The organism is Streptomyces sp. NPDC054961 (assembly GCF_053609145.1).
The window spans coordinates 224,840-227,234 of record NZ_JBSGWY010000004.1 but is presented as its reverse complement, the minus strand read 5'-3'; the positions used below and the strand labels follow the sequence as shown (position 1 = coordinate 227,234).

The window sequence follows — 2,395 nt, the reverse complement described above, 5'->3', positions numbered from 1 at the left end:
CCCACCACAAAGGGGCTCTGCGCGGGGGGGGGGCGGGGGGGGGGGCCCCCCCCCCCCCCGCCGGCCCCCGCGGGGGCGCGCGCGGGCGCGCGGGGGCGCCCCGCCTGGTTCAGCGTGCGGGGCGTACGGACCGGATCGGCCGCCGAGAAGGGCACCAGCCACAGATCCTTGGCCGCCGTGGTCGCGGTGAGCCTGCGCCAGAAGCGGTCGAAGAGCAGCGCCCCCCGGCTCGAGGTGTCGGCCGTGCGGTCCCAGGCCGCCAGCACGCCGCAGGCCGCCGAGACGTCCACGGTCCGGCCGTCGCCCGCCGTCGCCGTCCCGCCCGGCAGGGCCGCGCAGGCCTTCGCCGCGTCGTCCGCCGCCAGGCCGCCGGCCGGAACCCGGTTGGCGAACTGCTGCTTCTGCAGGTCCGCCACGGTGAGCCCGCCCTTCGCGGCCATCGCGGACACGTCCTCCAGCGCGCCCCGGGTGCGCAGCGAACGCGGAGCGTCGACATTGCCCCAGATCCATTCGTACCCGGTGACCGGCTTGTCGGCGTTGGCCAGCCAGGCGCTGTCGTTGGAGTTCTCCGCGTACGGGGCGTCGCGCAAGGCCGGCGCCTTCCCCGGGCCGAACACCCCCGGCTGCACCGCGTCCGCGTCCGAGCCGGGCGCGCAGTCCGCCCGGGAACCGTCCAGGACCGCCAGCCCCGAAGCCGGGTACGTGGCCCTGCCGAGCGGGGTCGAGCAGCGGGCGGCGAGCTCGTCGGTGATCCGGGGGAGCACCTGGGACTGGGTGAAGAGGGTGCCGCCCGCCGAGTCGGCGGCCACGGTGTTGACCCACGGCAGGCCCTGGGTGCGGCGCAGGGCGTCCTGGACGCCGGCGACCGAGCGGGCCTTGCCCAGGGCGAGCGCGGTGTCGGAGCCGCGCAGGTTCGCCGCGTTGGGGTCGTTCACCGCGTACGCCGTGGTCGCCGTCCAGGGCAGCGGCAGGCCGGGGCCCAGGTGGGAGACCACCGGGCCGTAGCGGGTCCACCACTGCGTACGGGTGACCGGGGCGCCGCCCGCCACCTGGACGGCGACCGTGCGCCCGGTCATCTTCTCCGGCTTCCCGTCCACCAGGTAGGCGGTCGGATCGGCCGGATCCAGGGTCAGCTGGTGCAGGTTGAGGGGGGTGCCGGTGGCCACGGTGTGGCTCCAGGCGACCTTCTCGTTGAAGCCGATGTTCACGACGGCGGTGCCGAGCAGCGAGCCGCCCGAGACGTTCAGCTCGCCGGGTATGGTCTGCTGCGACTGCCAGAACCGGCGGCCGCCCTGCCAGGGGTAGTGGGGGTTCCCGAGCAGCAGGCCCTTGCCGTTCGCGGTGGTGGAACCGGCGAAGGCCACCGCGTTGGAACCCATGTCGTAGCGGGTGGTGTCGAAGAGCTCCCGGGCGGCTTCGGCCGCGGTGTCCGGATCGATCTCGCCCGATCCGGCGGCGGTACCGGCAAGGGATCCGGCACCGGTACCGCCGCCGCGGGCGGCCGCGGCGGCGGGCGGCTGGGCGGCGGTGATGCCGTCCACCGCGCGGCCCTGGCCGCCGAGCACCGAGACGGCGAAGCCGCGGGCGGCGACGTCCGTGACGGTGACCGGGCGGACCCACCGGGCGTCCTTGCAGGCCGGGTCGGTGATCTTGTTCTGGGCGAGCCAGGCGTTGTAGCCGGCGGCCCAGCCGCGCATCAGTTCCTTGACGTCCCCGCCCGGCCCCGCCGGCGCGGGCGTGGCGAGCAGCTTCTCCACGGTGCCGGAGTCGCGGACCCCCTTGAAGTACAGGTCGCTGGAGAGGTTCTTGGCGGCGGAGGAGAGGGATCCGTCGGGCGCCGCGTCGGGGCCGAACCAGCGCGAGCGCTCGCCGGAGACGGTCAGGAACCCGTCGGCCAGCACGCACACCTGGTCGGCGGCCTGCGCCCAGCCGGTGCCGAAGCCGAGGTGGGCGTAGTCCTGGGCCAGGATGTGCGGGATGCCGTTCTCGGTGTACCGGATCACGGCGGACAGCCCGCCGCGGGACGGGCCGGAGGCCTCCGTCGCGGCGGCGGCCTGGGGTACCGCGGCCGCGGCGGCCAGCAGCGCGGCGCCGGTGAGGGCGACGCGGCGGAGCAGCGGACGGGTGTGGCGGTGTCCAGAGAGAAAGCGCAACGTGCCTCCCAAATGGCCTGCGTCCGGGCCGGGTTGCCCGTACGGAGACGGTGGTGCGGGCGGTGCTCCTGTGCCCCCACACTCACGCAGGCCGACTGACGTCATGTCAACATGCCGTTTGGTATCCCTTGGGTCGGGGGGGGGGGGGCCCGCCCGGCCCCCCCGCCCGCCGCCCCCCGCCCGCCCCAGGGCGGAGCGGGTGGGGCGAGAGTCCAGGCGCCCCCCCGACGGCCAGGAGACCC

At 76.0% G+C, this 2,395-nt stretch carries 1 protein-coding gene; it reads right to left on the bottom strand.

The genetic code is table 11. The annotated features are described in order from the left end of the window. Window positions 1-2,153 (bottom strand): penicillin acylase family protein (locus tag ACWF9Z_RS06825; protein ID WP_453598210.1); only part of this gene is annotated, 2,153 nt, incomplete at its 3' end. Between the last annotated feature and the right edge of the window lie 242 nt (window positions 2,154-2,395).